Origin of the sequence: Allocoleopsis franciscana PCC 7113, from assembly GCF_000317515.1 — a bacterium.
GTDB classification, from domain to species: Bacteria; Cyanobacteriota; Cyanobacteriia; order Cyanobacteriales; family Coleofasciculaceae; genus Allocoleopsis; species Allocoleopsis franciscana.
The window spans coordinates 3,144,330-3,169,288 of record NC_019738.1; the positions used below are offsets into that span (position 1 = coordinate 3,144,330).

General features: G+C 47.1%; 21 protein-coding genes. 16 read left to right on the forward strand and 5 right to left on the reverse strand.

Translation table 11 applies throughout. From position 1 onward, the window contains the following. The first annotated feature begins 281 nt into the window (after nt 1-281). The 6 genes from MIC7113_RS13210 to MIC7113_RS13230 all read left to right on the forward strand — a co-directional run bounded on the left by MIC7113_RS13210 (nt 282) and on the right by MIC7113_RS13230 (nt 9,271). Entirely contained in the window at nt 282-2,441 is a 2,160-nt protein-coding gene (locus MIC7113_RS13210; protein WP_015182667.1) for a response regulator, read from the forward strand. 123 nt (nt 2,442-2,564) lie between these two features. Continuing rightward, nucleotides 2,565-4,127 (forward strand): Na+/H+ antiporter, encoded by a 1,563-nt coding sequence (locus MIC7113_RS13215; protein ID WP_015182668.1) that lies wholly within the window; start codon nt 2,565-2,567, stop codon nt 4,125-4,127. 206 nt (nt 4,128-4,333) lie between these two features. Continuing rightward, the gene (locus MIC7113_RS38640; RefSeq protein WP_256374808.1) at nt 4,334-4,456 is read left to right on the forward strand and encodes a hypothetical protein; all 123 of its coding nucleotides are present in this window, start codon (nt 4,334-4,336) and stop codon (nt 4,454-4,456) included. A gap of 304 nt (nt 4,457-4,760) precedes the next feature. Continuing rightward, nucleotides 4,761-6,284 carry a carboxypeptidase M32 gene (locus MIC7113_RS13220; RefSeq protein ID WP_015182669.1) on the forward strand — a complete coding sequence of 508 codons (1,524 nt, stop codon included), beginning with the start codon at nt 4,761-4,763 and terminating at the stop codon, nt 6,282-6,284. Between the two features lie 108 nt (nt 6,285-6,392). Continuing rightward, a complete protein-coding gene (locus MIC7113_RS13225) occupies nt 6,393-8,813 on the forward strand; it encodes a sucrose synthase (protein WP_015182670.1) in 2,421 nt (806 codons plus the stop codon). A gap of 203 nt (nt 8,814-9,016) precedes the next feature. After that, entirely contained in the window at nt 9,017-9,271 is a 255-nt protein-coding gene (locus MIC7113_RS13230; protein WP_015182671.1) for a hypothetical protein, read from the forward strand. 89 nt (nt 9,272-9,360) lie between these two features. Here the strand turns inward: MIC7113_RS13230 and MIC7113_RS13235 are convergent, their stop codons facing one another. Then, nucleotides 9,361-9,555: a hypothetical protein gene (locus MIC7113_RS13235; RefSeq protein WP_015182672.1), complete on the reverse strand. Its 195-nt coding sequence runs from the start codon at nt 9,553-9,555 to the stop codon at nt 9,361-9,363. A 250-nt stretch (nt 9,556-9,805) separates the two neighbouring features. Here MIC7113_RS13235 and MIC7113_RS13240 point away from each other — a divergent pair, with 250 nt between their 5' ends. From MIC7113_RS13240 to MIC7113_RS13250, 3 genes are all read left to right on the forward strand, one after another. Next, a complete protein-coding gene (locus MIC7113_RS13240; protein WP_015182673.1) occupies nt 9,806-10,672 on the forward strand; it encodes an alpha/beta hydrolase in 867 nt (288 codons plus the stop codon). A gap of 69 nt (nt 10,673-10,741) precedes the next feature. Next, complete coding sequence (locus MIC7113_RS13245) at nt 10,742-12,166, forward strand: 1-acyl-sn-glycerol-3-phosphate acyltransferase (protein WP_015182674.1); 1,425 nt, start codon at nt 10,742-10,744, stop codon at nt 12,164-12,166. Nucleotides 12,167-12,227: 61 nt separating this feature from the next. Beyond that, nucleotides 12,228-13,226 (forward strand): glycosyltransferase, encoded by a 999-nt coding sequence (locus MIC7113_RS13250; RefSeq protein WP_015182675.1) that lies wholly within the window; start codon nt 12,228-12,230, stop codon nt 13,224-13,226. 30 nt (nt 13,227-13,256) lie between these two features. Here the strand turns inward: MIC7113_RS13250 and MIC7113_RS13255 are convergent, their stop codons facing one another. Beyond that, nucleotides 13,257-14,198, reverse strand: coding sequence for a metallophosphoesterase family protein (locus MIC7113_RS13255; RefSeq protein WP_015182676.1), 942 nt, complete (start codon nt 14,196-14,198; stop codon nt 13,257-13,259). A gap of 122 nt (nt 14,199-14,320) precedes the next feature. On the opposite strand from MIC7113_RS13255, the gene MIC7113_RS33330 reads away from it, so the two are divergent. The 5 genes from MIC7113_RS33330 to atpC all read left to right on the forward strand — a co-directional run bounded on the left by MIC7113_RS33330 (nt 14,321) and on the right by atpC (nt 21,487). Then, a complete protein-coding gene (locus tag MIC7113_RS33330) occupies nt 14,321-15,493 on the forward strand; it encodes a hypothetical protein (protein WP_015182677.1) in 1,173 nt (390 codons plus the stop codon). Between the two features lie 244 nt (nt 15,494-15,737). Further along, entirely contained in the window at nt 15,738-17,081 is a 1,344-nt protein-coding gene (locus tag MIC7113_RS13265) for an adenylate/guanylate cyclase domain-containing protein (protein ID WP_015182678.1), read from the forward strand. A 310-nt stretch (nt 17,082-17,391) separates the two neighbouring features. Then, nucleotides 17,392-19,203 carry a PKD domain-containing protein gene (locus tag MIC7113_RS13270; protein WP_015182679.1) on the forward strand — a complete coding sequence of 604 codons (1,812 nt, stop codon included), beginning with the start codon at nt 17,392-17,394 and terminating at the stop codon, nt 19,201-19,203. Between the two features lie 301 nt (nt 19,204-19,504). Then, entirely contained in the window at nt 19,505-20,959 is a 1,455-nt protein-coding gene (atpD, locus tag MIC7113_RS13275; protein WP_015182680.1) for a F0F1 ATP synthase subunit beta, read from the forward strand. A gap of 117 nt (nt 20,960-21,076) precedes the next feature. Further along, nucleotides 21,077-21,487: an ATP synthase F1 subunit epsilon gene (atpC, locus tag MIC7113_RS13280; protein WP_015182681.1), complete on the forward strand. Its 411-nt coding sequence runs from the start codon at nt 21,077-21,079 to the stop codon at nt 21,485-21,487. Between the two features lie 78 nt (nt 21,488-21,565). On the opposite strand, the gene MIC7113_RS13285 is transcribed toward atpC, so the two are convergent. Next, nucleotides 21,566-21,865, reverse strand: coding sequence for a 30S ribosomal protein PSRP-3 (locus MIC7113_RS13285; RefSeq protein ID WP_015182682.1), 300 nt, complete (start codon nt 21,863-21,865; stop codon nt 21,566-21,568). Nucleotides 21,866-21,946: 81 nt separating this feature from the next. Here MIC7113_RS13285 and MIC7113_RS13290 point away from each other — a divergent pair, with 81 nt between their 5' ends. Then, nucleotides 21,947-22,771 carry a TIGR01548 family HAD-type hydrolase gene (locus MIC7113_RS13290; protein ID WP_015182683.1) on the forward strand — a complete coding sequence of 275 codons (825 nt, stop codon included), beginning with the start codon at nt 21,947-21,949 and terminating at the stop codon, nt 22,769-22,771. 53 nt (nt 22,772-22,824) lie between these two features. On the opposite strand, the gene MIC7113_RS13295 is transcribed toward MIC7113_RS13290, so the two are convergent. After that, nucleotides 22,825-23,106, reverse strand: coding sequence for a hypothetical protein (locus tag MIC7113_RS13295; RefSeq protein ID WP_015182684.1), 282 nt, complete (start codon nt 23,104-23,106; stop codon nt 22,825-22,827). Nucleotides 23,107-23,676: 570 nt separating this feature from the next. Here MIC7113_RS13295 and MIC7113_RS13300 point away from each other — a divergent pair. Next, nucleotides 23,677-23,877, forward strand: a complete 201-nt coding sequence (locus tag MIC7113_RS13300) for a hypothetical protein (protein ID WP_015182685.1) — start codon at nt 23,677-23,679, stop codon at nt 23,875-23,877. 167 nt (nt 23,878-24,044) lie between these two features. Here MIC7113_RS13300 and MIC7113_RS13305 read toward each other — a convergent pair whose 3' ends face one another. Next, a complete protein-coding gene (locus MIC7113_RS13305; RefSeq protein WP_015182686.1) occupies nt 24,045-24,869 on the reverse strand; it encodes a tetratricopeptide repeat protein in 825 nt (274 codons plus the stop codon). Between the last annotated feature and the right edge of the window lie 90 nt (nt 24,870-24,959).

The following is a 24,959-nucleotide window of genomic DNA, read 5'->3' on the forward strand; positions in this document are numbered from 1 at the left end:
TCTAAACTCTAGATCAGTCGTGACAAGTCTGGATGGGCACACAGTGGGAGCCATGCCTTGGTATGGCTTCGTTAATCAGAAGAAGGAAAAGGCGCACGTCCGCTTCCTGTGGTAGCCTTAAAACATCAGGAGTTAGCCAGGATACCGAGTCAATACCCAGGCTGTAAACGCTAACTCCTAGAACAATCTGTTTGGGTCACCGAGAGCAGCTCCAAAACTATAGAGAAATCGTTCTAAGATTTCTGGCTAATTATCGTCCTGCTGCTCGCCGAGTAACTCTCATGCCGACTGAAACCCTCACGATTTTGCTGGTAGAGGATAACCCCCAAGATGCTTGTCTTGTGCAAGAAATGTTACAAGCAGCTAAGACATTCCCCTTTCAACTGATACAGGTTTCGAGACTGGAAGAAGCTTTAACTTGCCTGAGCCGAAGCTCATCAATTTCGGTAATCTTGTTAGATTGGTCACTGCCAGATGCCCAAGGAGCAGGCATGATCACGCAGTTGCGCCGAGTGTCGCTGGATACCCCAATTTTGGTGATCAATGACTGGGAGGATGAAGCAATTGCGCTTCAAGCTTTACAAACAGGTGCCCAGGATTACTTAGTCAAACATCAAACGGACTCGAAGCGACTGGTGCGCTCCATCCGCCATGCGATCGCCAGAGAGAAGGCGAATCTCTCCAAGCGGTGTGTTTCCCATATCCGTACACAGCAGGAGCAATCGTTACGAGAGTCGGAGGCTAAGTTTCGCACGCTGTATGAATCAACGAGTACGGCGGTGATTTTGCTGGATGAAAAGGGAATTTTTGATGGCAATAGTGCCGCCTTACGTCTTTTTGGTTGTACCCATCGCGAACAGCTTTGTGGCGAAGGCGAACCGATGGAAAGTGGGAGAGTGGGAGAAAGCATACACAGGCAGGGACGTGAAGAGGTAGGGAATTTTCCATGCTCTCAGTCACGGTATCACCCTGTCGTTGCCTCCTCTCTCCTCAAGTCCTGTGTTCCCCTGATTGGCTTTTCACCTGCCGTGCAGCCCAACGGTGAAGATTCATACTCCCTGGCTAATGAGTATATAACGAAGGCGATCGCTCAGGGCAGTTGCCGATTTGACTGGATGTACTGCAAACAGAATGGAGAAGAGTTTCCCGCCGAGGTAACATTGACCCGAATTGAGCTGGGGAAGCGCAAAATACTGCAAGCTACAATCTACGATATTAGCGATCGCAAAGCCACGGAAAGACAGTTACTCCAAGCCAAAGAAGCCGCAGAAGCCGGAAGTCGTGCTAAAAGTGAGTTTCTCGCCATGATGAGCCACGAACTGCGAACCCCGCTCAATGCCGTGCTAGGACTTTCCCAATTGATGCGCCAAGAAATCTTCGGCACGCTGAATGAAAAGCAAAAAGAATATGTGAGCTGTATACAGAGTAGTGGGGAACATTTGCTGGCGCTGATTAACGATATTCTCGACCTCTCGAAGGTGGAAGCCGGTAAAGAGCAACTCACGTTTGTGCCATTGGATATCCAGGATTTGTGCGACTACTGCCTAGCCATGGTACGGGAGCAAGCTCATGAGCAAGGGTTAAAACTAAAGCTGCAAATCGATCCGCAAGCCCGAATTCTGATTGCGGATGAGCGACGCTGCAAGCAAATGTTGCTCAATCTCCTATCCAATGCGGTGAAATTTACACCCATGGGTGAAGTTTTATTAAGTGTGACCAAACGACCCATTAGCAGTAGCGTAAGCGGCATAGCGGAGTCTACGAGTGTCCAGGAGATTTGCTTTACCGTCAAAGATACAGGGATTGGGATTGCCTCCCATCATCTCCCTCTGTTGTTTGAGCCATTTCGCCAATTAGATAGTGGCCTAAATCGGCAGTTTACTGGCACCGGTTTGGGGTTGGCTCTCACCCGCAGTTTGGCACGGTTACATGGGGGGGAGGTTATCGTCCAATCCAACCTCGGCGAGGGGAGTCAATTTACCCTGTGTCTGCCAGATCGGCTTCTAGAAGAATGTATTCTGCCCTCATTGCCCCAAGATCCAGGAGTTATTCAAGGACAAAGCTGTCCCCTGTGGGCGAAATCCCGTATTCTTTTGGTTGAAACGGATGAGCGTAGCGCCTTGATATTGAAAGACTACCTTCAGGTCATTGGTCACAGAGTTGAGCATTTAATCGATGGTCAAGACTTTTTGCACAAGGTGCGGCAGTTCAAGCCCAGCTTAATTTTGATGGATGTGCAGCTTAGGGGGGAGTATACAGGATTTGATTTATTAGCTGCACTCCGCCGAGAACCCGACACAAAGAACCTGAAAGTGGTGATGGTGACAGCCATGGCGATGGCCGGCGATCGCGAACGTTGTTTAGAGGCCGGTGCGAATGAATATCTCAGTAAGCCCATTGGTATTGCACAATTAGAGGCGATCTTGATGCGCTTCCTTTAATTCTAGATAGGATGAATTTTCAGCGTTTTGAGTCGCCTCAACTAATTCTAGATAGGATGAATTTTCAGCGTTTTGAGTCGCCTCAACTTAGTTTTGTCAGAATCAAACATCAGGAGTTAGCGTATGGCGATAGAAGCCCTTGCGGAACACAATGCAATAGAAGCCAATCTCAGGCAATTCCTGCTCGTGCTTTCCGTTTCTCTTAGTGTTGCCACGCTACCACAAGTGATTAGCTGGTTTCGTCACATCCCCTACACCTTGCTATTGGTGATTGTTGGTTTGGGTTTGGCATTAGTCGATGTACGGCTGGTGAACCTCTCCCCGGAACTCATTTTGTCAATTTTCTTACCCCCCCTATTATTTGAAGCCGCGTGGAATTTGAAATGGTCGGGTTTGAAGGAAAATTTAGTCCCGATTAGTTTATTTGCCATCTTGGGGGTGATGATTTCTGTGGTGGGTGTAGCCTTTGGCGTCAATCAATTGGTTGGCGTATCACTCCCAACGGCGTTGTTACTGGGTGCAACCCTCTCAGCAACCGACCCCGTTTCTGTCATTGCCCTGTTCCGGGAACTCGGCGCACCCAAACGTCTCACGACATTGATGGAAGGTGAGAGTCTGTTCAATGATGGTGTAGCGGTTGTCGCCTTTAGCTTGTTGGTAGGGATTCCGTTGGGAATCGAACAATTCGATCTTCAACTCAGCATTATTCGATTTTTTGTCTTTGTTGGCATTGGTTTGGGAGTCGGAGGGTTAATTGGTTTTGGCATCTCCTATCTCACCCAGCGCTTTGACTTGCCGTTAGTCGAACAGTCGTTAACCCTCGTTTCTGCCTATGGTGCCTATATTATTACAGAAGAATTCGGGGGATCTGGGGTCATTGGGGTCGTGACTTGCGGCTTAATCTTAGGTAACTTTGGCTCTCGAATTGGCATGAACCCGCGAACACGGGTGATCGTCACGGAGTTCTGGGAATTCCTAGCTTTTTTTGTGAATTCAATTGTCTTTTTACTGATTGGCGATCAGATTCGCTTTGCCAGTTTGGGAGAGAATTTGGATTCGATTGCTGTAACGATCGCAGCGGTTATTGTCACGAGAGCGATCGCGATTTATAGCTTAGGCAGCTTGAGTAACTGGCTTGTCAAATCTGAAATTAATTGGCGAGAACAAACCGTTCTGTGGTGGGGTGGCTTAAGGGGTTCAGTGTCCATCGCCCTCGCGTTGAGTCTACCCACCGCTTTACAGGGACGAGAAGAGATTATTGCCACGGTGTTTGGTGTAGTGCTGTTTACCTTGCTCGTACAGGGTTTAACCACTAAGACGTTGCTAGAACGATTGAATCTTTTAGGGAATGAACCCCTACGCCAAAAGTATACAGAAGCGCTCGCACGTCGAGCGGCTCTGTTGCGCGTCCTCGATCGTCTCAAGCAGGTAGACAAACGCCCAGAAATTGAGCCAGAGTTTTATCGCTATCAAACGGCTTTAGTGAAAGGGCAACTGGATAGCTTGCAAGCAGAAATTAACCAGTTAAAGCGAGAATATCCTCAAATGCAGGAATATGCCATTGAACAGTTACGAGACGAACTGCTAGCAATCGAAGCCGATACCTACGCCGAATTTGTTCGGGCCGGTCAACTAAACAACGAACTCTCACCTTTTTTGCAGGAAGTTCTCCAATCTGAGGAGTAGTCGATTTTGGCAGAAGTGGAGGAGGGGGGAGAGGGAGATTGGGAGATTGGGAGAGGAGACTACTCTGTTCGGTGCCAACTTCCCACGGCGATCAATCAACGGACTCGGACAGGGCTTCCTGTTATGCTTGGCATAGTAGGGTTAATCTAGCAACCTCTTATTCATAGCAACTAGCCTCCCATTTAAATCCTGGCGAATACCAAGAAATGGCAAGAAGTGACGCAGAATTGGCAAGCCTTCAGTGTCACGAACAATTTCAGGTTTTGATTCAGGGTGAGAGTGATTACCAAAGCAATTGTGCCGTATTTCTCGTAGAGGTGGCACAATAATAGTTTCTAGATCTCCCAAACCCTCACGCTTAGAGTGCGTTTGCTGTTGGGAGGAACTGGCTTAAAGGTCAGTTCCTAGTCTCAAGCCTTGTCAGGGTTAGGCATCTCCCTGCTGGATGAAGCATTGGCAGTACAGCCGTCTTTAAGGTCAAGCGCAGCATGTTGGCGCTTCGTGCTTTCAATCGCTGCAAACCTCTCCAGTGTGGGATGATTTGACATTTCGGTCGTCAGGTGTACATTTACCTAATCTGCGAAGCAACGCATCAACGAAAAAAACGATTAATTCAGCATCAACCCCCCAACCATGCAGACTATCGAAAAGACCGAACCGAAACTCTTAGAACTCAAAGCACGCCTCGCCGAAATCCATGATATTGAAGCAGCAGCTTCTCTACTTTACTGGGATCAGGCAACTTATATGCCTCCTGGAGGGGCGGCAGCTCGTGGACGCCAGCTAGCCACGTTGCAACAAATTTCCCACAGTAAATTTACTGATCCGGCGGTGGGCGAACTGCTGGAAGATTTGCGCCCCTACGAAGAAAGTTTAGCCTACGATTCGGATGAAGCGAGCCTGATCCGCGTCGCTCGACGCAATTACGAAATCGCGGTGCGGGTGCCAGCGAAATTTATGGCACAACTCTCGATGCATCGGACACAAACTTACGAAGCTTGGGTGGTAGCGCGACCCACGAATAGTTTTGCGACGGTAGAACCTTACCTGGAAAAAACTCTGGACTTGAGCCGCGAGTTGGCTAACTTTTTCCCTGGGTACGAACATATCGCCGATCCCCTGATTGACTTTGCTGACTACGGCATGAAGGCATCGTTTTTGCGATCGCTGTTTGCCGATTTGCGAAACGAACTCGTACCCATTGTGGAAGCGATTACGTCCCAACCCCCTATTAATGATAGCTGTTTACATCAGTTATACCCAGAAGCTCAACAGTTAGATTTTACGCTCAAGATACTTGAACAGTTGGGTTATGACTTTCATCGGGGGCGTCAAGACAAAACTCACCACCCGTTTATGACCAACTTCTCCATTGGCGACGTGCGAATTACCACCCGCGTCTATGAGAACGACCTAGGTCAAGCGTTGTTTAGTACAATCCACGAGATGGGTCATGCTCTCTACGAGCAAGGCATCAACCTGGAGTATGAAGGCACACCCTTAGCGGCGGGGACATCCTCCGGCGTCCACGAGAGCCAATCCCGACTATGGGAAAATCTAGTGGGACGGAGTCTAGGGTTCTGGAACTATTATTATCCCCAGTTGCAGGCTGCTTTTCCCGCTCAGTTGGGTGAGATTTCCCTGGATACATTTTACCGGGCGATTAATAAAGTGGGGCGATCGCTGATTCGGACTGACGCCGATGAAGTCACGTACAATCTCCACGTCATGATTCGCTTCGACTTAGAATTACAAATGCTGGAAGGGAGTCTGGACGTGAAAGACCTTCCCGAAGCTTGGAACGAACGCTACCGCTCCGATTTGGGGATTATCCCAAAAACGGATACCGATGGTGTATTACAGGACGTTCATTGGTACACGGGTCAAATTGGTGGGATGTTTCAAGGCTACACCCTAGGTAATTTACTCAGCGCTCAGTTTTTTGAGGCCGCCATCCTTGACCATCCAGAAATCTTAATAGACATAGAGCAAGGACAGTGTATTACACTACATAATTGGTTGAAAGATAAAATCTATCAACACGGTTGCAAATATACAGCCACTGAACTGATCAGGGGCGTGACCGGTGCGTCTTTACGCATCGAACCATTTATTCGTTATATCCGACGAAAGTATGGACAACTTTACACCCTCTGATCGTTGCCCTCTTGAATATGTGTTGATCTATCTCAGGGAATAAGCTTTCTGGACAGCAATTTGTAAATTGTTGTTATCACTGTTCTATTTTGCGCTTTGGGAGTTGCGATGATCAATCTGATCCAGGACGTTCTTGAAAGTGACGAGAGAAGCGATCTCAGGCAGTTCGCTAGCCAGTTACGTGCCTCAGATAAACGGTATCTACTGCGAAACGATATTCTTGCTGCTTTTAGTGAATACTGCGCTAGCCACAAAAAACCGGAACATTTTTTTCAGCATTCCCAGCTAGGACAGCTGGTGTATTATACCCAGGAAATCATTCTCGATAGTGAGAGCCTCTACCTGCTGATCCGACCGAAGATTGCTTCTCAAGAGGTCTACCGGGTTTTAGAAGACTTGACGGTTGAGTCGGTCACGGTACAAGAACTGCTGGATCTGCGCGATCGCTTCGTCAATCACTACCATCCCACGGAAGGGGACGTTCTCGAACTCGATTTCCAGCCTTTCTATGACTACAGTCCAACCATTCGCGACCCCAAAAACATCGGTAAGGGCGTTCGCTTCCTCAACCGCTACCTGTCGAGTAAGCTGTTTCAAGACCCCCGGCAGTGGTTGGAGTCGTTGTATACGTTCCTGAGGGTGCATCAGTTCCAGGGCACACAACTGCTGATTAATGGGCGAATTCAAAACCAACAACAACTTTCAGATCAGGTGAAGCGGGCGCTACAATTTGTGAGCGATCGCCCCGATGATGAGTCTTTTGCAGAATTTCGCTTTAAACTCCAAGAAATGGGCTTTGAAGCGGGATGGGGTAATACAGCCTCTCGTGTGCGGGATACGCTAGAAATTCTCGATGAACTGCTGGACTCTCCCAATGATGAGGGACTCGAAAAGTTCATCTCTCGCATCCCGATGATCTTTCGCATCGTCCTTGTCTCTATCCACGGTTGGTTTGGGCAAGAAGGCGTTTTAGGGCGTCCTGATACTGGCGGTCAAGTTGTATACGTCCTCGACCAAGCCAGGAGTTTAGAGAAGCAGTTACAAGAAGATATTAAACTGGCGGGATTAGAAGGATTGGGCGTTCAGCCCAAAGTCATCATCCTCAGTCGCCTAATTCAGAATAGTGATGGTACACGGTGCAACGAACGCCTGGAAAAAGTTCACGGCACGGATAATGCTTGGATTTTGCGGGTGCCGTTCCGGGAATTCAATCCCAACGTCACCCAAAACTGGATCTCACGGTTTGAAATTTGGCCTTACTTGGAAACTTATGCCATTGATGCGGAAAAAGAACTTTTGGCAGAGTTCCAAGGTCGTCCAGACTTAATTGTTGGTAACTACACTGATGGAAATTTGGTGGCTTTCTTGCTGGCCCGAAAGCTACAAGTTACTCAGTGTATCGTTGCCCACGCCCTGGAAAAATCCAAATACTTGTTTAGTAACCTCTACTGGCAAGAGTTAGAGGACAAGTACCACTTCTCCTTGCAATTCACGGCAGATTTGATTGCCATGAATGCGACGAATTTCGTAATTAGTAGTACCTATCAGGAGATTGTCGGGACACCGGATAGTGTCGGTCAGTATGAATCTTATAAGTGCTTCACGATGCCCGATTTATATCACGTTGTGAATGGGATTGAGCTATTCTCTCCTAAGTTCAACGTGGTACCGCCAGGGGTGAATGAGAATGTCTACTTTCCCTATACCCGCACCGAAGATCGAGTTCCTAGTGCAATCGAACGGCTGGAAGAAATGCTGTTCACTCAAGAAGACCCCGCCCATATTTTTGGCAAACTGGATGACCCGACGAAGCGCCCCCTGTTCTCCATGGCGCGTCTTGACCGGATTAAGAACATGACCGGTTTAGCGGAAATCTTTGGTAAGAGTAAGGAGTTACAAGAGCGGTGTAACCTAATTTTAGTGGCAGGGAAGTTGCGCGTTGAAGAATCTGACGACAACGAAGAAAAAGACGAAATTGTCAAGCTCTACCGGATTATCGACGAGTACAATTTACACGGTAAAATCCGCTGGTTGGGCGTGCGCCTGCCCAAGGGAGATTCCGGTGAGATTTATCGGGTGATTGCTGACCACCGAGGGATTTTTGTCCAACCTGCCTTGTTTGAAGCCTTCGGTTTGACCATTTTGGAATCAATGATTACGGGTCTGCCTACTCTGGCAACTCAGTTCGGTGGACCTTTGGAGATTATTCAAAATAAGGTAAATGGGTTTTTGATTAACCCCACTGACCATGAAGGGACGGCTGAGAAGATTCTCGATTTTGTCTCGAAGTGTGACCAGAATCCCAACTATTGGGAAGAAATTTCTAATAAGGGGATGGAGCGAGTTTATACCACTTATACCTGGAAAATCCACACGACACGGCTGTTGTCCTTGGCGCGGATTTATGGTTTCTGGAACTATACCTCTAAGGAAAACCGGGAAGATATGCTACGTTACATTGAGACATTGTTTTATCTAATTTACAAACCACGGGCGAAGCAGATTTTAGAGGAACACATGCATCGTTAAGCTGCAATTAGTTTAGGGGATAAATTGAGAGAGTGATCATACCAGTTAGTTGAGAGGCGATCGCTCTTTCTTCCGTTTCTGGCTTCACGTTCCTGGGTGGGAGGCAATTCAACATGTTCCTAATGAATAAGCAGAAAGAGGGAAGCCGCTTCTGCTGAGTTTTGCTTTCCTTAGGGAAGGCTTATCAAAAGGAGAAGGTTTCAATGGCTCACGATCATGCTACGAGAACAGAACACGACCACATTACCCGAGCAGAACACAACAGAATTACCCGGAAAAATCTGGTTTCTAGCTTAGCTACAGGTCTGGTAATGGGCATTATTGCCGGTGCGCCTATTGGTTGGTTTGGTCATCGAGTTTTTTATCAGCAGAGAGCAGGTCAGGTGTTACTTTGTCGTCAGCAGCATCTCGGTCAACCTGAAGCTGAACTTAAGGCATTGTGTGGTTCCCTTTATTAATCCTGTCCACCTTAACTCCAGATGGTTAGGAAAACAGGAAACCCCGACTTCAACCTCTGATTAGGGAGGTCGGTCGGGGAGAATGTTAATTAAACCGTTGGGGTTGTATCTTCTTGGTTTAATTGCTGTTCAATGGTGCTAATCGCGGCATTAAGTCCAGCTAACCGAATTTCCATATCGCCCCGCATCGATTTAAGAAACTGGAGCTTACGTTCTAAGTTAGTTTTCCGAGAAACAGGTTCTCCACCGCAGCAAGTGCTATTCCAATTCCAGAAAGGAAACATAATTGACCTTCATGCTCATCTAACTCTATTCTCATCTTGGCGAATTTCTGAGTTCAATAGCCATAAAGTGATGGACGGAAAACCGATCTCCTGTTTTCGGGTCTGACCCTGTTGAATCCCCAACCCCTTATTGAGTTGATATGATAATTCCCTACTGTGTGTCTAACGTTGAGGAGGCGATCGTCTTGTTGCCTAAAGTTCATGTCTCATAGGAGTGCCAAACTGAAGTATTAACTATGAACGATGAATTATGAATTGGATGGAATGCTCTCGCCAAGGAACATTCAAGAGTACGGACGGGCTAGAGCTGTATTACCAAAGCTGGCATCCAGAGGGTCAGGTTCGAGCCATATTAGTCATTGTGCATGGACTCGGAGGACATAGCGGACTGTACGGTAATATAGTTCAGCACCTGATTCCTAAGAACTATGCAGTCTACGCCTGTGACCTACGGGGGAATGGACGCTCACCGGGTCAGCGAGGCTATATCAAAGCTTGGGCTGAGTTTCGAGAAGACTTGCAAGCCTTTGTGCAGTTGATTAGAACCCAGTATCCAGAACAACCCTTATTTCTGCTGGGGCATAGCGTGGGGGCGGTGATTGTTTTGGACTACGTCCTGCGTTCTCCCTCAGAAGCCAATGATTTCCAGGGTGTGATAGCCTTAGCACCAGCCCTAGGGAAGATTGGGGTTCCACCGTTTAAACTTGCTCTCGGACGACTACTGTCACGAGTGTGCCCTCGTTTTAGCCTGAGTACCAGCATTGACCTGAGTACAGCGTCAAGCGATCCGGCGGTGATTGCGGCATATACTCAAGATCCATGGCGGCATACTCAAGGCAATGCTCGTTTCGCTACAGAGTATTTAGCCACAGTTGCCTGGATTCAAGAACATGCGGCGGATTTGCAAGTGCCGCTCCTGATTCTCCACGGTGGAGCAGACCAAGTGGCTCTACCGGAGGGAGGGTGTGCTTTTTTCCAACGAGTGACCATCCTGGATAAGGAACGACGGGAGTATCCTGGGGTGTATCACGAGATTCAAAACGATCGCAATTACCAAGAAATGCTAACCGACCTGGACAATTGGCTGGAGCGCCACCTACCTCCCCAAGCCTCATAGGTTGAGCAACTCAACGTTGTACACTCAGATCTATTTAATATTTTTGGCAATGCAACTTGGAGACTAATTTTGTCCGATTCGATTCAGCACGCTCAACCCCCACTAGCATTTATTCCACCACGCTTGAACCCACTTGTCCTGCGGATTGTTCAGTGGTTGCTGCCCATCTTGCTGAGGTTCCGGCTTCGGCGCTGGTTACCGGCTGGTATTTCACACATTGAAGCGGAAAATGTCAAGGTTTTGGTCGATCTTTACCAACAATTTCAAGCTGGCAAAATTCGCTTTTTGATGGCATTTCACCATCCTGAAGTTGAAGACCCACTGTCTATGTTTTACCTGATTAATCGTGCCGTGCCACGGGCTGCACGTCAGTTAGGGATTCGGCTACAATACCCAACTCATAGTTACTTTGTTTATGAACGGGGTATGACGCTGTGGGCGGGAGACTGGCTTGGTTGGATGTTTTCTCGGATTGGAGGGATTCCCATTCATCGAGGCAAGCATCTCGATTGGAGTGGGATGCGAACAGCCCGGGACGTGTTTGTGAATGGCACATTACCGATCGGAATAGCCCCAGAAGGAGCCACTAATGGTCATAGTGAAATTATTAGTCCCTTAGAACCCGGTGTTGCCCAATTGGGATTTTGGTGTGCGGAAAGTTTGCACAAAGCGAATCGTCCTGAGCAAGTTTTTATTGTGCCGATCGGCATTCGCTATCATTATGCTGAACCGCCTTGGTCAAACCTGGATAAGCTGTTGAGTCAAATGGAAGCAGATAGCGGTTTGTCGGTGCAGCAAATCGATCCGTCAGCCGTTGATAACCGAGAAAAAATTTACTATCAGCGCCTCTTGCGCCTCGGTGAATATCTCCTGTCCGAGATGGAAGAGTTTTATCGGCGGTTCTACCATCAAAATCTGCCAGAACTGACAGGGATGGAGAGTAACCCCTCCACTCATTCCAATCAGTTGCTGTTGGCGCGACTTCAGCGCTTACTGGATACAGCGTTACAAGTGGCTGAAGAGTATTTTGGACTCAAGTCGCAGGGAACTGTGATTGATCGCTGTCGCCGCTTGGAGGAGGCGGGTTGGAGTAATATCTATCGCGAAGATATACCGGATTTAAATACGTTAGCCCCCTTCAAACGGGGTTTAGCCGACTGGGTGGCCCAAGAATCCGAACGGCACATGCGGCACATGCGTTTGGTGGAAAGTTTTGTGGCAGTCACGAGTACCTATGTCCAGGAAAAGCCAACGGCTGAACGCTTTGCAGAAACGACACTTTTAATGTTTGATTTCATTTCCCGGATTAAGGAGAAAAAAATACCCCGTCGTCCTCGGTTGGGTTGGCGGCAAGTCAGGATGACAGTAGGGGAACCGATTTGTGTGAACGATCGCTGGTCAACTTATCACAGCAGTCGTCAAGCTGCAAGGCAATCAGTTACTGACTTAACGCAAGATTTGCAAAAGGCTTTAGAGAAGTTGATTTCTGTGTAGGGTTAGGTGAATGCGATCGGATAGGCTAACCTACAGGCAATTTCACTGAAGAGAGGATGTTGTGAGAAAGCTTTATTTTTTAGTCCCTGGAACCGGTGGTAAATTTGCCTGTGGTGGTCTTTGGGCAGAGTTAAAAACCCTGAATCTCGCTCAACAGGTTTGCAGTGCGGATGTGGTGACTTACCGCCAACGGGAAAAAGACGTACTTTTCCTCGATGACTTGCTGAAGCAAAACCATTTAGAGGATGTAATTTTTATCATTAGCTGGGGATTTGATGTTGCCAAACTCGCCACTAAGTTAAAGCCCTACAATGTTGTTTACCATGCTCACAGCGCTGGGTATGGATTCAGTCTCCCTTCCAGTATTCCCATCATTACCGTTAGCCGAAATACCATGGGATACTGGGGACAAAAGTCACCCAATTCCCTAATTTACTATTTGCCGAATCAGATTGCAGATGAGTTTCGTAATTTACATCTTGAGCGGGATATTGATGTTTTAGTTCAGGCTCGAAAGTCCTCTGAATATTTACTCCAAGAATTAATTCCAGCGTTGCAGCAGCACTGTAATGTTAGGGTGATTGATTCTTATGTAGAGGACTTGCCCGGACTGTTTAATCGAGCTAAGGTTTATCTTTATGACTCGGCTGAGTATTGGGCACAACAAAGGGTGAGTGAAGGGTTCGGTTTGCAACCGCTGGAAGCTCTTGCCTGTGGTTGTCAAGTTTTCTCTAGTGTCAATGGTGGACTGTCGGATTATTTAGACCCTGGATTTAATAGCTATAAAATTGCTGCTTATTCAAAAGAGTATGATGTGCAGCGCATGATGAAAGTCGTTGAACAATCAGTATTAATTCCTCTCTCGGAACATTTTATTGAAGAATATCGGACAGGAAATATAATTCAGCGATTTAAAGTGATTATGGAGGATATCAATGAATTTTTTGATCACAAAAAACAGCATCAACCCAATATCAAGAGCTTGACATCAAGGCATATTGCCAAATCAAGAATCAAGAGGATATTGGGCAAGCTACAACAGAAATACTTTAATTTTTAAGACATCATAAATTGAGCGATTTAAAATAAATCACGTCGCTTGCAACGGAATAATTCCCTTGTCAAACACTTGGTTATTCGTGTCAATACCACTGATGAGGATGCGATCGCGATACACCTCATACGCCGCAAAACTCAGCCGTTCAGCCGCAGTCGCTGTCCATTTTGATCGCCCTACAGGACGAGTCCCAGCCCCACCTCCACAAATCAAATAGGTCGTGCCATCAATGGGACGAGTACGCTCATAATTGTGTTCATGACCATTGATATAAACCTGTACGCGATATTTTTGGAATAGGGGCGTTAGGGTTTTAATGAAAGGTTGATTCAGCCCATACTGACCGGACGAGTAAATCTGATGATGTCCAAATACCACTTTCCAAGGTGCATTACTGCGGCTGAGTTCTTCCTCTAACCAAGGAAGTTGAGCCTTCCAATCGGCATTGTGATTCGTATCCAAGGCAAAAAATTGCACATCCCCCCGCCGAAACGTGTAGTAACGCCCCGACATATTAAAGCCAGGATAACGGACTTGATCGTCACCATTGCCGGTACGAATGTCATGGTTACCGAGGCAAGCTTGAAATTTGACCCCCTGTTGGAGTAACCCTTGATAGGGCTTCTCAAATACGGCACCAATCTTTTCCATTTCGCCGTTGTTATAAATATTGTCACCCGCCAAAATCACTAAATCGTAAGGATTGAGCTGATGATAGCGAGTCATTGCCGCCGCTACCGCATATTGTCCAACGGCACCCGTGCCTGTGTCGGCAACAGAGACAAAGCGTAGTAGAGGCGGCCCTTCTACAGGTTGGATCAGGGCATCTGCCTTATCTGACGCGAGATTGTCGGTATTTGTCGGACTGATATTTGTAACTTCAGGAGTTTGACTGCGGAGGAGTTTACTGAAAATCGCCACACCAAAAACACTCAAACTAGTCAAAAACAGAAATTTACGACGGTTAAGACTCATAGACCTTTATCTGTAGACTGAGGGCAAGTTTGTGAGAAATGATAGAGTTGTGCTGTAATGGCAGCTTTGGGTAAGAATCTATCGCATTTGAGTCCAAAGGCGCTGCCTGGGAGGAGGTTCTAATGTCAGACGATCAACAGAAGCAGCCACAATCAAAAAGTTCCCCACCTCGAACACTGCCAATATCTTCTGCGACAGGTCAAGCAACAGGCAAGACGGTTGGGCGTACTGAAAACCAAAATAAGCCGTTTCTCAAGGCTCAAACCCTTAAAGTCTTGCGAGGAACTATTGGACTACTAGAAGGGGTTGTGCAAAAACTAGAGGCAGAACCTGTCCGGGAAATTCCTCCTCAGGCAACCTCTCCTGCCACAACAACCGTGTCCGCACCCGTGTTAGACACCACGACGGCGACACCGGAAACGGAGTCGGTGAGTCGTGCCTCAGAATTGATCGCGGATGATACCCCAAGCGTTACACCAGAGGTAGTGGGTTCTGATACCCCAAGTGTTACACCAGAAGTTGTCAGTTCCGATACTCCCAGCGTTACACCAGAGGTAGTGGGTTCTGATACCCCAAGTGTTACGCCAGAAGTTGTCAGTTCCGATACTCCAACCGTCACGCCAGAAGTCTTAACACAGGAATCCGTTTCTGAACCAGTCATCCAAGCAGCGCCGACGAGGCTGCTTGATCGCATCCTGCCCACGTTTGACAAACTTCAGGCATTTTGGGATGCAACCTTAACGAAAGTTCGCTCTTTACTGCCCGCCGTTTGGAATCAAAAGCTATCCGATTGGGCATTAACCAGTGCGATCGCAGGCATTGTTGTGGTTATTATGGTGGCAACAGCCGCACTACTCCCAGAAACACCCGCACAAGAGGCGAAAGCACCTCCTAATACCATTGATGCACCTCCTGAATTGAAAGCCCCCAAACCAGCGCAACCCGTGGAAGTGATACCCCCTCCTGAGCCAGAACTCACTCCAGAGCAAAGCCTAGTCGCCTCGATTCAACAGCAAGTCGCTGAAATTACGGATCGCTACGGCAATGGACTGATTCAGTCCATCGAAGCCAACTTTATGGCGAGTCGTCTCATGGTCAAAGTTAGCGATCGCTGGTATGAACTCAAAGAGTCTCAGCAAAATAAGTTAGCTGACGAAATCTTGCGCCGCTCTAGAGAACTGGATTTTAGTAGATTGGAAATCACCGATCTCCAAGGGACGCTAGTTGCTCGTAACCCAGTCGTCGGGTCGAATATGGTAATTTTAAAACGACAGGAATTAGCAGTCAATCTATAGACAATTAATGCCTTGTGCATTGAGAATGTCTCAATTCCCAGTCTGCTTGTGCATCTACTAGCCGTGTTTTTGTACCACTCTCCTTCCAGCTAGAACCACTAAGCTGTTGTGCATTTAATTTGGAAGTTAGGGTTCAGCCTTTTTCTGGTGGGAAGGGAAGAATTGCCAGTTCAATTGCTGTTACTTAAATGCCGATTAGCTTTATCACTCAATTGATGCACCTGTGCAAGGGAAACGAGTAATCATGCCAGCCTGGGGAGATATAAAAGAGCTAATCGTACCCGTCAAACAAGGACTCGCTTTCTTGAGAGCCAGTTTGTCTGCCTCTTGGTCGGCTGACTACGAAGTGTGGCGCAACAGCTTCTTGAGGAACCGCTTGCGCCTCACCTTGTGGATTTCGCTGGGTGCTGTGTTTACCGTTATCCTCCTGATTTTAGCGATGGCGGCCTTAAATCAGAGGTTTGCATGGCCCCAACTGTTGATCGGTTTCGCCGTGGAACTTTGTCTCCTAGCCTGCTTAGCGCTGCTCAAGACTCCCCTCAGTTACCGTTATCCAGGACTGATCTTTCTCGGATTCTCTTGGTCGATCATCTTAGTGCCACAAATTGGATCTTCCCTCTTAGGGAATACCGATCTGAATTTGTTTAACGGAACGTTTGCGTTTTTGACACAAGCCACACTCATGCCGGTGCGCTGGCCTCTTCACTTGCTGTCCCAGTTGAGTGCACCTATCTTTTATTTGGGTGTGAATATTGCCTTCAATTTGAACGTGGATCGACAGATTTACTTGAATCTGCCACTGAATTTGTATCTGTTCTGGTTTTGCTTTATCTGTGACCTTTCTGTATTTCTATACGAACGTCTACAACGTTCTGAGTTTAATGGTCGTCGGGAAATTGAAGTGGCTTATCAAAAACTAGAAGCCGAGCGGGAAAGAACCGAGCGATTGTTGCTCAATATCTTACCCCAACCGATTGCCGAACGATTGAAGCATGAAGAGCAAACTATTGCTGATCAGTTTCCGGAAGCAACGGTTTTGTTTGCCGATGTTGTGGGCTTTACTCAGTTAGCTTCCGAAATCTCGGCGGCTGAATTAGTGGTATTGCTCAACAGATTGTTCTCCATGTTTGACCAACTGGCTGAACAGCATCGGGTGGAAAAGATCAAAACAATTGGGGATGCCTATATGGTCGTGGCAGGTTTGCCCACCCCCCGGATCGACCATGCTCAAGCGATCGCTAATCTCGCGATTGATATGCAACATGCCGTGGCTCGTTTTAATGTCGAGCTGAACCAATCTTTGAGTATTCGGATTGGGATTAACACTGGCCCCGTTGTCGCTGGGGTGATTGGGATCAAACGCTTTATCTATGATTTGTGGGGAGACACGGTCAATATTGCCAGCCGTATGGAATCTCAAGGAATCGCTGGTGTTATCCAGGTTTCAGAAGCGACCTATGAGTGTTTAAAAGAGCATTATTTCTTTCAAAAACGAGGAATTATTCAAGTTAAAGGTAAAGGCGAGATGACCACTTATCTGCTGATGGGCAAGCGGAGTCCGTCGCCTATATCCAGTTTACCGAGTTAATCAGTTTAACTTTAATTTTTTATTTCTCACTTGGGCTACGTTCTACCCATTGGCTTTTGGGCTGTCAAATTTCACTCCCATCTCTAATGCCCATTGGGTTAATTTCGCCTATTTAATTATGAAAAAAATTCATATAAGAATTAATGGTTGGCACTATTAGCTGGGCAAGCTTTTGCCACTTACTAAAGCTGGGTATTTTAAGAATAGATATACTATTATCATACCGTAAATTATAAAAACATACCTATTCCTATTAAAGATGTTTTTCTCTTTTCAAAAGATAAAAAACCTTACAGGGGAGACAGATTCAATGCATAGCTCTTGCTTAAAAAAACAATCAACCCGTCTAGTTGGGACGATGTTCATCCTCCTAGGATCAGCCGCTGCCTCACAAGCAACAACCCTGACGGGCTATGCCACTTACGGCAATATGATGAGCGGGATGCGGGTAACGGCTAATTTCTTGGATGGCTCTTCCCAAACTCTAACTTGGGGTGCTACTGATGCAATATCAGGAGGAGTTTTTAGCAATACCTGGTCTTTAACTCAATCCGGTAATACCTACGCACCCGATAATTCCAATCCAGAGGCAGCGGCCTGGATTTTAACCAATTATGGTGCAGGGATTACCTCTTTGGTGATTGATGCCATTCCGGGAAACACCGTTTTTGATAATGTGTATGAAGTGAACACTCCCCTACAAACACCTGGTTCAGAAAGGGGTTGGCCTTTTCAGGTTGTTTCTGGATTAGGCCCAAGTTCCTTTAATTTCTCAACCCCCATCGATATCTCCTATGGAGACTTGTTTGGAAAACTGTCACTCTATTGGAACACTGGATTTACAGGAATCCTGAGATTTTTTGCCGATGCCGATAGCGGTACTAGCAGTGACCCCGTTAGACCCAGAGACCCAGTCGAGTACAATTCTCCGCCAACGGTCTATTTCGCGGCACCTACCATCTACGAAGGTCAATCTGCATCAACTGTGGTACAGGCGACCGATCCTGGTGCAGAGGCCATTACATTTTTACTCAACGGTGGCAATATTGGCACGGACTACACCCAGGCAGGCGTCCGTCAAGTTGGCGTTAATTTTGGCACCTTTCTCGATAATGGCAATTACACTTATACAGCTCAAGCGAGGGATGAGGGCGGCAATTACAGCCTGCCTGTGACGAGTACGCTCAGCGTCTTAAACCTGCCTCCCACCATCACCGGTGTTAACATCCCGACTATTTATGAAGGCCAATCAGCGTTAGCGTATATCTCTGCCACTGATCCAGGTGCTGACGCCGTCAACTTTTACCTGAACGGGAATTATGTCGGTACTGACTTTAATACTTCAGGAACTCGCGCCGTTAGTACCAACTTAGGATACTTTGCGGATAATGGTTACATTCCCTATACAGCTAGCGCTTTAGATAAAGATGGAGCTTGGAGCGAGCCAGTTGCCAGTGGACTGAGTGTCTTAAATGTAGCTCCAACCCTAACGAGTTTCGACCTGGCAGAGTATGTGATTAATGAAGGTCAATCGGTAACTGCCCTATTGACGGCTACTGATCCAGGCGCAGACGCGCAAACATTTTTTATTAATGGGGTTAATATCGGCACTGATTTGCAAATTTCCGGCACTCGTGCAGCGACAACAAACCTCGGCTCCTTTGCCACGGGTACCTATACCTTCACGGGTTTAGCACAAGATAAAGATGGGGCTTGGAGTAATCCCATTGAAAGAACGCTAATCGTTTCAAATGTTGCTCCAACCATCACTCAAGTCACTCAGAACTTAGTGGCAAAAGCCAACGATTTCTTTGATTTTGCAGTATCCGCCGTTGATCCCGGTAAGGATAGTACGGTTCTCACCTACGAGTGGGATTTGAATGGAGATGGCTTATTTGATGACTTTGTCGGTGCGGCTGGGCAGTGGACTTTTCCCGACTACGGTAACTATAAAGTGGCAGTACGAGTCTCGGATGGGGATGGCGGTTATGCTTACGGTTCCTTTGACGTAGAAAGCGTTCCTGAACCGAGTTCGGCGCTGGGTGTATTCCTGTTTAGTGCTGGTGGTGCCGCTGCCTTATGGAAGCGTAAGCAGCCACCCAAAAGCAACAATCAAGGATGAACAATGTTCACAGGAGGCTTGATAGCCTTACACAAGCGAGAATCGTGGGTTTGATGTCGAAAACATTACTTCTGCCTACTGCCTTTTTTGGTCATGTTTTCAGTCTCCAGTCCTTTGTACACTAGGGGGGAGCAAATCAGGCGATCCCGCACGGGAATAGGCTCCATCCGACTAACCAAAGAAAGCGGTATGGTTACAGCACTCTCGTGGGATCTTTGATGGTAACCTGGAAAATGACATTTCTAAATGTAAAGACCGTTTTTCAGAATCTGAAAAGGTAGCTTCAAAACATAGGCGCAGCATGGTCACCACCACAGAAAAGACAAACACTGGCGTAATTATCCAAATCATCGGTCCCGTTGTCGATGTTGAGTTTTCCACCGGCAAGATGCCGCAGATTTACAATGCCTTGAAAATTGCAGGCAAGAACGAAGCCGGACAAGATGTCTCCGTCACCTGCGAAGTGCAGCAGCTATTGGGAGGCAACCAGGTACGAGCTGTTGCGATGAGTACCACTGATGGACTGGTACGCGGCATGGAAGTGGTGGACACAGGTGCCCCCATTAACGTGCCAGTCGGCAAGGCAACCCTGGGTCGGATTTTCAACGTGCTGGGTGAACCTGTAGACAACAAAGGTGACGTCAATGCTGAGGAAACCTTCCCCATTCACCGACCGGCTCCCCAATTCACGGATCTGGAAACCAAACCTTCGGTTTTTGAAACCGGCATTAAAGTGATTGACTTGCTGACGCCCTATCGGCGCGGCGGCAAAATCGGTCTATTCGGCGGTGCGGGTGTTGGTAAGACCGTAATTATGATGGAGCTGATCAACAACATTGCTACCAATCATGGTGGTGTGTCGGTGTTCGGCGGTGTGGGTGAACGCACCCGTGAGGGAAATGACCTCTACAATGAAATGATCGAGTCAGGGGTTATTAATAAAGATAATCTCAACGAATCCAAGATTGCTTTAGTCTACGGTCAGATGAACGAACCCCCCGGAGCCAGAATGCGGGTGGGTCTTTCTGCTCTGACGATGGCTGAGTACTTCCGGGATGTAAACAAGCAGGACGTGTTGCTGTTCATCGACAACATCTTCCGGTTTGTGCAAGCGGGTTCAGAAGTATCTGCGCTCTTAGGTCGGATGCCTTCTGCTGTGGGATATCAGCCGACTTTGGGTACAGACATGGGAGATTTGCAAGAACGGATTACTTCCACAACGGAAGGCTCCATTACCTCAGTGCAAGCGGTTTACGTGCCAGCGGATGACTTGACCGACCCCGCACCCGCCACCACCTTTGCTCACTTGGATGGAACAACGGTGTTATCTCGTGGATTGGCAGCCAAAGGGATTTATCCGGCGGTAGACCCCCTGGATTCAGCTTCCACCATGCTGCAACCGGCTGTGGTTGGTGAAGAACACTACAACACCGCCCGTGCCGTCCAATCCACGCTTCAGCGTTACAAGGAACTCCAAGACATCATTGCAATTTTGGGCTTGGATGAATTGTCTGAAGATGACCGACTGATTGTGGCTCGTGCTCGTAAGATTGAGCGCTTCTTGTCTCAGCCGTTCTTTGTGGCAGAAGTCTTCACCGGTTCTCCGGGTAAGTACGTGAAGCTGGAAGAAACGATTGATGGCTTCAAGAAGATTCTCTCTGGTGAACTGGATGACTTACCAGAGCAAGCCTTCTACCTGGTGGGCAATATTAACGAAGCGATCGCCAAAGCCGAGAAAATCAAGTCAGGTAGCTAAAATTTACCGCAGTAGGGTGGGCGAGAGCTTGCCCTACTGTATGGGCGTAAGGCTTTATGCCCTGGATAAATTTATCGTCCTAGACCCTTTCTAACCCTAACCCCTACTCACCAACGGATGACTTTAACTGTTCGTGTAATTTCTCCCGACAAAACTGTTTGGGATTCCGAGGCTGAGGAAGTAATTCTCCCCAGCACCACTGGACAACTGGGTATATTGTCCGGTCACGCACCTCTGTTGACCGCTTTAGATGTGGGTGTGATGCGAGTCCGCCCTGGTAAAGATTGGTTGCCCATCGCGCTCATGGGTGGCTTTGCAGAAGTTGAAAACAACGAAGTGACGATTCTCGTTAACGGCGCTGAGCGCGGAGATGCGATCGATAAAGCAGTGGCTCTCGAAGCCTACACCAAAGCTGAAGAACGTCTCAACCAAGTTCAAGGCACTGAAAATCGACAGGAACAAATTCAGGCGACTCAAGCCTTTAAGCGAGCACGCGCTCGTTATCAAGCGGCTGGTGGCTTGGTGTGAGCCATTGAGCCATAAAAAAGGCAAAAGAGAAGGCGTGAGTCCTTTCTTTTGCCTTTGAGTTAAACCAACTTCGCTGGATTAAGCGCTGCCAGTAAAAGTTACTTCGGGAAACTTCGACTGAGCTTCCGTCATCGGGCGGCGTCTACCTTCTTCTTGCCAGTAGTTAATGACTTCCGTTGCCTTGTTGAGCAGGTCAATGCGATCGCTTTCGGAAATCCAGTGTTTGGCTTCCAATTCATTTTTGAGCTGTTCCCAGGCATCATTCCGGGGCCAGAAAAAGTATGAGGTCAAAGGACTAGTCCCTTTACCCACCACTTGATCTACAGCTAGAGCTACGTTTTCTTCCAACCAGAGCACTTTTAGAATAAATTTGGCCAATCGCACCTCCAGCGATACTTCAGGCGTTCTGAAATTATTGTACAATTTTCTATCTTAACCCACGGTGTATCCACCTGAGTGATGACTCATCCACAATCCCAAACATTCACTTCCCAAAGCACAGCTATTGTGATTTTTGATATTGATGGCGTCGTGCGAGATGTGGCTGGGTCTTATCGACGGGCGATCGCAGATACGGTAGAGCATTTCACCAATGGCGTTCACCGACCTTCTGGGGTAGAAATTGACCAGCTCAAATCAGAAGGATTTTGGAACAACGATTGGGAAGCGTCACAAGAGATCGTTTACCGCTACTTTGAGCGTCAGGGTCAGACGCGGATGCAAGTGGATCTGAATTACGATGCCCTGATTGCCTTTTTTCAGTCTCGTTACCAAGGCACAGACCCAGAACATTGGACGGGGTATATCTGCACCGAACCCTTACTCATCCAATCCAGCTCTCTCGAACGTCTAACTGCCGCCGGAATTTCCTGGGGGTTTTTTAGTGGTGCCCCCAGACGCGAAGCTCTATATGCACTCACAACACGTCTGGGCCTGGTTAACCCCGTGCTGATTGCCATGGAAGATGCTCCCGGCAAGCCTGACCCTACAGGGCTGTTAGCAACGATTGAGCAATTAGGACAACGGCACAATCTTGAGCTGAACACGCCTGTACTCTACGCCGGAGACACGGTTGCCGATATGTACACCATCCAGAAAGCTAAAACCCTTTATCCCAAACGCACTTGGATTGGGGTTGGCATTCTACCGCCTCACGTTCAAGCCATACCAGAACGCTGCGAGGCTTATCAACAGACTCTTCAATCAGCGGGTGCAGCAGTGGTATTGAGTCATGTTGAGCAGTTGACTCCAGAACGAATTCAGCAACTTGTGCTTCAAGGCTAAAATCCGGTGATTCAAACAAGCTATCCTAACCCTCCCACCAGAAATCTCTGGTCTTAACACCTACTTTTAGAGGATGCCTCTTTATCTTTAGAGGATGCTTCGCTTACCTCAATTTCATCCACAATTTTTACCCAGCCTTGCCGCACAGCATAAATGAGTCGTGTTAATAAATCTTCATCTTCTTGTGTGAAGGAATGCTCTAGAGGAGCCGTCATCAAGTCATACCAGTCAGCAAAGCTGATTTCATGAGTATGAATCACCTTAGCAAATAGCTCCGGCAGCCGACAGGAGCTAGTGCTGTCTTTGTACTTTAGTTGCCCTTCCCCAAATAACATATAGTTAGTGCGTAGGTGCTGTTTTGTGTAATAGAAATACCATTTTAATATTTAGTTTTTATCTTCTCAGAGATAGATATTTTTTCTTAAAACAACTCCTCTTGGCCAATCTGTACTCATCCCATAAAATTGACTGGATTTCACCAGTAGGTGAAACTGAATGTTGCGATTAATTACTTTTTTAAAGTTATCAATAAGCTAATTCGGATTAAACTTTGAGGTCAGCATAAACTAAACTTATACATATAACGAATTTTAAAATTTTCTACTCAGATCTTTTTAAGTAATTGTTATAAACTTAAATGTTTTGTTACATTGATCGGCAGAACTCTCTATTTTTAAAGAATTTTGACTTTATGATTGTTTACAATCATAAGCTTTTACAGAACTCTAATAATTAAAGAGTAGATGAAAGGAGAGGTTATTCTGCCTATGCCTTAGTGAATTACCCTTATGATTTTCTGTAAAGCTCATTAAGGTTTAATTCAATGTTGTTCAAAAATCTTGAGGGCACGAACAGAAAAGTAAAAAATATTTACCTGAATAGTAGTTCGAGGGAGGACTGCTAATTTGTGCCAAGTTTACTTCCTCGAATCAACAATCGCTCAGTTATTTGCTCATGTCCTTCAAAAAGGGAAGCTCACTCTAACAGATCGCTGTGTGTTAATGACCGCACTGGTCAATAATTCCCTTTGCCAAGAAGAAGAAATCTTGATTAATCGGTTATTGCACGCGGTGCGCCGAGGCAGATTGAAGGTGGTAGATGAGTAATTCTCACTCAATTTGGATATGGGTCATTGGATATGGGTCATTGGTCGTGAGTTCCTCAATCCCCAATCCCCAATCCCCAATTTCTAATTTCTATCGTGAGCTAGAGCTGACAACCTTAAGGAATAATCTTATAACTATTCTTCCTAGGCTTTACCTCTAAATAGTCTTTATCTCAAAGTTAGAAACTTCTCCAACGCGGCAACCATGACAGGAGGCCAACGACGAATTGTTTTGACCCACTCTAAGTCTTTATAGCGATTGTCAAGACCAACCACTGCCGCCCAATTGCTCTCCGCTTCGCCCCGTTTTCCGTCTTCCCACAACGCAGCCGTGAGGGCAGCTCGTACATCAGGGAATTGTGGATATTTGCGGATAATATTACGTAGGGTGCGAAGGGCTTCTTCTTTTTGACCCGTTTGATAAAGGGCAAGGGCGTAGTTGGCACGAGCAAAAGCAAAATTGGGGGCTAATTCGGCAGCTTTTTCATAGCCTGCAATCGCCTCGTCCCATTTTCCCTGTCCGGCTTTGGCATTCCCCAAGTTGTTGTAAGCCATGGCATCAAGAGGGTCGATTTCTAGTACCCGTTGGTAATCGGCGATCGCATCTTCCCACTCTCCCAATCCTTCATAAGCCGTACCCCGATTGAGATAGGGGTCAGGTGCATTGGGGGCTAACTCAATTGATTGGTTGAAATCTGCGATCGCCTCCTTTAACTTATTCTGACTGACTCTAGAATTTCCTCGATTGCTCCAGCCGACGGGATTATCGGGCAACAGCTCAATTAACTGAGTCCAATACCCTTCAGCCGTCGGAAAGTCACCTCTATTGGTCGCGGCAAACGCTTGCTGCCTGAGTTCATTAAATTGTTGCACCTGAACCTCCGTCAAGTCAGATGCCTGTATTTCCTGCGCCATCACTGGCGATATCATCACTAAACCCGTGATTACAACAACAAGCAGTGCACTCAGAAGTCTCAAAAACCAGCGAATCATTGAATGCTTTTTCCTTTAACTTTTCCGTGCGAGAAGTCCCCATGTGTAGCGTAGCGGAAGTTGGGGATGAAAGCACAGATTTCTGCCTGT